The following is a 6,751-nucleotide window of genomic DNA, read 5'->3' on the forward strand; positions in this document are numbered from 1 at the left end:
AACCCCTCTCCCGGAGGGAGAGGGGCTCAGCCATGCTTACCCGGAAACAGGGTCGAAGCTGACGCCTCACCCAGGACGCTGCTCACTCGCCTGCGCTCACTCCGGGCGCAGGCGCAGCGCCAGGCGGCGGTTGACCTTTTCCAGGCGCGCCAGCGAGTCCTCCACCGACATGCCGACCGCTTCGTGGGTGGTGATGTGCGCGCGCAGGTGCGCCGGATCGTCCAGGTCGCCGCGCACCAGGAACACGTTCTCGCCATCCTCCACGTCGCCGATCTCGCGGCTGAGCACCACGTGGTCGACCTGGTCGAAACCGTATTCCTTGGCCAGCGGCAGCAGCCGCGCCACCATGCGCTCGCTGATCGCGTCCGGCGCGCGCCCACAGGCGGCGTCCAGCGCATGCACGCCCTCGCGGATCTGCGCGTACAGGAGATGGTCCGGATGCTCCGGGTGATCGGGCCCGGGCACGGGCTCGCGCACCACCGCGCGCGGCGGCTGGATCGGGGCTCTGTCGCCGGGATCGGACGAATTCGGACTCATGGCATCCTCCTGTGATGCGCCAGCAAATCGCCGCACCTTAGCGGCAAGCGCGCGCCAGGCTCAAGCGGGTGCGCAGTGTGCGGCATGCGCCGCCAAGGTCCGCTGAAGAGCCGTCGGCGCTTCAGGCCTGGCCGGCGCGGCGCGCGGCGACCTTGGCCAGCGCCGCCCAGTCGAGGTCGCCGTCGCCGTGCGCGATCGCCTCGATGAAGGCATCGCGCAGCACCGCCGCCAGCGGCATCGGCACGTGTCGGGTCTCGCCGGCGTTCAGGGCCAGGCGCACGTCCTTCAGGCCCAGCGTGGCCTTGAAGCCGGCCGGGCTGTAGCGCTGTTCGGCGATCATCCCGCCGTAGGTCTGGTAGGCCGGTGCGGCAAACACGGTGCTGGTGAGCATGTCGAGGAAATCGGCCGCTTCCACGCCGTGCCCGCGCACCAGCGCCGACGCCTCGGCCATGGTGCCGATGGCGCTGGCCAGGCACAGGTTGGCGGCAAGCTTGACCGCGTTGGCCTGTTCCGGGGCGGCGCCGAAATACCAGGTCTTGCGTCCGATGACGTCGAGCAAGGGCTGCACCCGCGCCAGTGCCGCGGCGTCGCCGGCGGCGAGCAAATTGAGCTGGCCGGCCGCGGCCACCTCCACCCGCCCCAGCACCGGCATCGCCAGGTAGGCGACGCCACGCTCGGCATGCAGCGCGTGCAGTTCGCGCGCCAAGGCCACCGAGATGGTGGCCATGTTGACGTGCACGCTGCCGGCGGTGAGCGCGTCCAGCGCGCCGCGATCGAGCAGGGTCTCGCGCACCGCGGTGTCGTCGGCCAGCATCGAGAACAGCACCGGCCCGCGCACCGCATCGGCCGGTTGCGCGGCCTGCTGCGCGCCGGCCTCGAGCAGGGGCTGCGCCGCCGCGGCGCTGCGGTTCCAGACCGTCAACGCATGGCCGGCGCGCAGCAAGTTGAGCGCGATCGGCTGGCCCATCGTGCCCAGGCCGAGAAATCCAATCGTCGTCATTGCAGGCTCCCTGAAGGAATCGAAATGGAGGACGCCACCAGCGCGCGCAGCGCGCCGGTCAGGCGTCGAACACGCCGCGCGCCGCATGCGGCTCGCAACGCAGGTATTGCGGCGACGGGCGTACCCGCGCGCCCAGCGCGGCGGCCGCGTGCCACGGCCAGCGCGGATCGTAGAGGATGCCGCGGGCCAGCGCGATGGCATCGGCACGGTCCTCGGCGAGGATGGCCTCGGCCTGCTGCGGCTCGGGGATCAGGCCCACTGCGATCACCGGCATGCGCACCGCGCGGTGCAGCGCCTCGGCCAGCGGCACCTGGTAGCCGGGCGCCACCGGAATGCGCTGACGCCGGTCCAGCCCGCCGCTGGATACGTGCAGATAATCGCAGCCCTGCGCCTGCAATGCCTGCGCCAGCGCCTCGCTCTGCGCCAGATCCCAGCCGCCGTCGACCCAGTCGGTGGCGGAGATGCGCACGCCCACCGCGATGCTTGGCGCCACCGCGGCGCGCACCGCCGCATGCACGCGCAGCAGCAGGCGCATGCGGTTCTCCAGGCTGCCGCCATAGGCATCGGCGCGCTGATTGCTCAGCGGCGACAGGAACTGGTGCAGCAGGTAGCCGTGTGCGGCGTGCAATTCGATCAGCTCGAAGCCAAGGCGTTCGCCGCGCCGCGCCGACGCCACGAACGCCTCGGCGATGGCGTCGATGCCGGCCAGGTCCAGCGCCTGCGGCGACGGGCCGTCGTCGGCGAATGCCTGCGCCGACGGCGCCACCGTCTGCCAGCCGTTCGGCTGCTCGGGCGCGATCGCGCCGCCGCCGTCCCAGGGCTTGTGCGTGGACGCCTTGCGCCCGGCATGCGCGAGCTGGATGCCCAGCGGCATCGGCGACCAACGCCGCACCGAACGCAACACCGTGTCCAGCGCCGCCTCGGTGGCGTCGTCCCACAGGCCCAGATCGGCGTAGCTGATGCGCCCACGCGGCTCCACCGCGGTCGCCTCCAGGATCAGCAGCCCGGCGCCGGACTGCGCCAGTTGGCCCAGATGCTGCACATGCCAGTCGCTGGCACGGCCGTCCTCGGCCGAGTACTGGCACATCGGCGCGATCACGATGCGGTTGGACAACGACAGCGGCCCCAGCGCGAGGGGCGAGAACAAGTGACTCACGATACGGATCCATGGAAACGCCGCGCGCGGCGCGGGAAGCGGCCATTGCACTCCTGCCGCACAACGCGATCAACCACTGCCGGTGGATCAGTTCGTGCCGGGATTCGGAACGCACGCCGCTGCCGGCAGCAGGAAGGCCAGCGCCTGCGCGCACGACTGCTCCACTTTCAGGCTCAGCAGATCGTCGCCACGGGTGCGGCCCAGGTTGACCGCGGCGATCGGCAGGCAGGCCTTGGCCGCGGCCTGCACGAAGCGGAAGCCGGAATAGACCATCAGCGACGAGCCCACCACCAGCACCGCGTCGGCGCGCTGCAGATGCGCGAAGGCACTGGCCACGCGCTCGCGCGGCACGTTCTCGCCGAAGAACACCACATCCGGCTTCAGCACGCCGCCGCAGTGCGTGCAGGCCGGCACCACGAAACTGGCGAAATCCTCGCCCTCCAGGTCGGCATCGCCGTCGGGCGCCGGCGCGGCCTGCAATGTCGCCCACTGCGGGTTGTGCTGCAGCAGGTGCTGCTGGAACGCCTCGCGCGGCATGCGCCGCTCGCAGCCCATGCAGCGCACCACGTCCAGGCGCCCGTGCAGGTCGATGGTGGCGCGGCTGCCGGCGGCCTGGTGCAGGCCATCCACGTTCTGGGTCAGCAGCAGTTCGACCTGGCCGCGCGCTTCCAGCTGCGCCAGCGCGGCATGGGTGGCATTGGGCCGCGCATGGCCGAAGCGCGGCCAGCCGAGCAGGCTGCGCGCCCAGTAGCGCTGCCGCGTCGCCAGCTCGCCCATGAAGGCCTGGTAGGTCACCGGCTGCGCACGCTTCCAGTCGCCGGCGGCGTCGCGGTAGTCGGGAATGCCCGAATCGGTGCTGCAGCCGGCACCGGTCAGCACGAACAGGCGCCGATGGCGGTCGACGAACGCTTCCAGCGCGGACGCCGCTGGCGGTGCAGACGCGGCGTGATCCTGCAGCAACTGCGACATCAGGCGGCTCCCGTCGGTGTGAAGGCGCGCGCCATTGCGGCGGCCGTGCCGCTGTATGTAGTGCGTGCTGGCCGGCAATACAAGGCCTGTGATTGCCGCACGTGCGGACAGCGCTCGGCACGAACGATGGACCGGCGGCACAGGTTCAGGCAGCGCGCGGACGGCACACGTCTGGTGCCAACGCGGCCCCCATCACAACGGGTTGGCGACCTCGATCAGGTTGCCGTCCGGATCGCGGAAGTACAGCGACAGGATCGGGCCGCGGGCGCCGGTGCGTTGCACCGGCCCGTCCTCGATCGGCACGGCGGCAGCGCACAGTTCCTCGGCCACCTGCGCCAGCGGCGTGGCGGTGAGAAAGCACAGATCGGCCGAGCCCGGCGTAGGCACCTGCGCCTTCGGGTCGAACGCGTGGCCATGCCGATGCAGGTTGATCTTCTGCGCGCCGAACGCCAGCGCCTTGCGGCCTTCGCCGAAGGTCACCACGCGCATGCCCAGCACCCGCGCATAGAACGCGTAGGTCGCCTCAATGTCGGCGACGGTGAGGACCAGATGGTCGAGATGGTCGATCTGCATTGCGGAACCCTCGTTGGATGACGGCAGCGCGGTTCACTCGCCGCGCGGCGGATGCGGCCCGAAGCGGCCGTAGGGGCGGCTGTCGTCGGCGCCGCGGCGCAGCACCTGCGCGGCGACCAGGCCGATGCCCAGCAACACCAGGCAACACGCGACCAGTGCGCTCCAGCCGCCGTGCTGCCACGCCGCGCCGCTGAGCGAGCCGATCACGCTGGCGCCGGCGTAGTACGCCAGCAGGTACAGCGAGGCGGCATGGCCCTTGAACTGCCCGCCCAGGCGCCCGACCCAGGCGCTGGCCGCCGAATGCGCGACGAAGAAGCCGATGGTCAGCAGCACGATGCCGGCGATGACCGGGACCAGCGCATGCGCCAGGGTCAGCGCCACGCCGAGCGCCGCGATGGCGATGCCGGCCAGCACCACCGGGCCGCGGCCGAACCGGTCCGACGCCGCGCCGGCCACCGACGAGGACACGATGCCGAACACGTAGGCGCTGAAGATCATGCCGAGCTGGCTCTGGCTCAGCCCGAACTCCGGCCCGCCCAGGCGGAAGCCGGCGTAGTTGTAGACGCTGACGAACACGCCCATCGCCAGGAACGGGATCGCGAACAGCCACGGCAGGTGGCGATCGCGCAGATGCCCGCCCCAGGCGCGCAGGTGGAAGCGCAGGTTCACGCCCTGGCGGCGCACGAAGTGCCGCGACGGCGGCAGCAGCCACACGAAGCCGACCGCGGCCAGCAGATCCACCGTGCTCAGCGTGGCCAGCGCAACGCGCCAGTCGAAGTGGTCGGTGAGCATGCTCATGCCGATGCGGCCGACCATGCCGCCGAACGCATTGCCGGCCACATACAGCCCGGTGGCAGCGCCGAGCCGGCTCGCCGGCAGTTCCTCGGCCAGGTACACCATCGCCACCGCCGGCACGCCGCCCAGGGCGATGCCGGACAGCGCGCGCACCACCACCAGCGCGCCCCAGTGCGGCAGGTAGGCCGCGAGCAGGTTGAGCAGCGCCGCCAACGCGATCGACACGAACATCAGCCCGCGCCGGCCCAGCGTCTCCGACACCGCGCCGGCGCAGAAGATCGCGATCGCCAGGCCGCCGGTGGCCAGCGACAGCGGCAATGAGCTGGCCGCCGCGCTGAGCCCGAACTCGCGGGCGAACTCGGGCAGCAGCGGCTGCACGCTGTACAGCAGCGAGAAGGTGGCGAAGCCGGCCAGGAACAGCGCCAGGCGGATGCGCAACAGCGGCGCATCGTCCACGGCGTGCACCGGCGGGCATTGGCTGGAGGCGTTCACGGTGTGGGTCGCGGCGGAAAACGGATGGCCAGTATTCGCCTGCCGTCACCCGGCGTCCAATATATGATCGACCCACTCTCCATATTTTCTGGATATGACATGGAACTGCGCCACCTGCGCTACTTCCTGGCCGTGGCCGAGGCCGGGCACTTCACCCGCGCCGCCGCGCAGTTGGGCATCCAGCAACCGCCGCTGAGCCAGCAGATCCGCGCACTGGAGGAGGAACTGGGCACGCCGTTGTTCGTGCGCACGCCGCGCGGCGCCGAACTCACCGATGCCGGCCGCGCCTTCCGCACCGAAGCCCGGCGCGTGCTCGCCGACCTGGAACGCGCCGGCGATGCCGCACGCCGCGCCGCACGCGGCGAGAGCGGTGTGCTGCGGCTCGGCTTCACCGCCTCGGCCGCGTTCAACCCGATCGTACCGACCCTGGTGCGCGGCTTCCGCCGCGGCTGGCCGGCGGTGACACTGGCGCTGGAAGAGACCAACACCGCCGGCCTGCTCGCCGCACTGCTGCAGGGGCGGCTGGATGCGGCCTTCATCCGCTACAGCGTAGCCACGCCCTCGGAACTGCAGTTGCTCAAGCTGCCCGACGAACCGATGAAGATCGCGGTGCCGGCGGCGCACCGTCTGGCCAAGCGCCGCCGCGCACCGCTGTCGGCGCTGGCCGGCGAACCCTTCATCCTGTTCCCGCGCAGCTTCGGCACCAGCCTGTACGACGAGATCCTCGATGCCTGCCGCCAGGCCGGCTTCGAACTGAAGATCGAACAGGAAGCGCCGCAGATGTCGTCCATCGTCAACCTGGTGGCCGCCGAACTGGGCGTCTCGGTCGTCCCCGCCTCGACCGCGCAGGTGCAGTTGCCCGGGGTGCGCTACCTTGACATCGAAGGCCGCGTGCCGATGGCGCGCCTGGCCTTGGCCGCGCTGCCGGCCACCGCGCAGGCGATGCCGATCGTGCGCCACCTGTGGCAGTTGGCGCAGGGGCATGCGGCGGGCAGGCGCGGGTAGGGGGCTGCGCTCCCCTAGCAGCAATGTAGAAACGGCTTTAGCCCCGAAGGGCTTTACCGATAGAGATTATCGCTGCTGAAGCTCACTCGTGCGGCTGTGCTTGTCCAACGTGTAAATCAAGCAGCAGCAACAGCAACAGCAAAGGCTTTCGCCTTGCGGCGAGTCACTTTGATCAGCCTTCGGCTGCTGAGAAGCGCTTCTTTGCTTGTGCAAAGAAAAGTAAC

General features: G+C 70.8%; 7 protein-coding genes. 1 reads left to right on the plus strand and 6 read right to left on the minus strand.

Translation table 11 applies throughout. The features are described 5' to 3' along the window. Nucleotides 1-96: 96 nt before the first annotated feature. The 6 genes from D180_RS07090 to D180_RS07115 all read right to left on the minus strand — a co-directional run bounded on the left by D180_RS07090 (nucleotide 97) and on the right by D180_RS07115 (nucleotide 5,522). The gene (locus tag D180_RS07090; protein WP_017908683.1) at nucleotides 97-537 is read right to left on the minus strand and encodes an XVIPCD domain-containing protein; all 441 of its coding nucleotides are present in this window, start codon (nucleotides 535-537) and stop codon (nucleotides 97-99) included. 121 nt (nucleotides 538-658) lie between these two features. Beyond that, nucleotides 659-1,537, minus strand: coding sequence for an NAD(P)-dependent oxidoreductase (locus D180_RS07095; RefSeq protein ID WP_081613553.1), 879 nt, complete (start codon nucleotides 1,535-1,537; stop codon nucleotides 659-661). Between the two features lie 58 nt (nucleotides 1,538-1,595). Next, the gene (locus tag D180_RS07100) at nucleotides 1,596-2,693 is read right to left on the minus strand and encodes an NADH:flavin oxidoreductase/NADH oxidase (protein WP_043090596.1); all 1,098 of its coding nucleotides are present in this window, start codon (nucleotides 2,691-2,693) and stop codon (nucleotides 1,596-1,598) included. Between the two features lie 87 nt (nucleotides 2,694-2,780). Then, nucleotides 2,781-3,662: an NAD-dependent protein deacetylase gene (locus tag D180_RS07105; RefSeq protein WP_017912249.1), complete on the minus strand. Its 882-nt coding sequence runs from the start codon at nucleotides 3,660-3,662 to the stop codon at nucleotides 2,781-2,783. Between the two features lie 192 nt (nucleotides 3,663-3,854). Further along, a complete protein-coding gene (locus D180_RS07110; RefSeq protein ID WP_017912250.1) occupies nucleotides 3,855-4,235 on the minus strand; it encodes a VOC family protein in 381 nt (126 codons plus the stop codon). Nucleotides 4,236-4,268: 33 nt separating this feature from the next. Next, complete coding sequence (locus D180_RS07115; RefSeq protein WP_017912251.1) at nucleotides 4,269-5,522, minus strand: MFS transporter; 1,254 nt, start codon at nucleotides 5,520-5,522, stop codon at nucleotides 4,269-4,271. Nucleotides 5,523-5,621: 99 nt separating this feature from the next. Between D180_RS07115 and D180_RS07120 the strand changes: the two genes are divergently transcribed. After that, nucleotides 5,622-6,527 carry a LysR family transcriptional regulator gene (locus D180_RS07120; RefSeq protein ID WP_017912252.1) on the plus strand — a complete coding sequence of 302 codons (906 nt, stop codon included), beginning with the start codon at nucleotides 5,622-5,624 and terminating at the stop codon, nucleotides 6,525-6,527. Nucleotides 6,528-6,751: the final 224 nt, after the last annotated feature.

It is taken from the genome of Xanthomonas sp. SHU 166 (assembly GCF_000364685.1).
Classification (GTDB): Bacteria; Pseudomonadota; Gammaproteobacteria; order Xanthomonadales; family Xanthomonadaceae; genus Xanthomonas_A; species Xanthomonas_A sontii.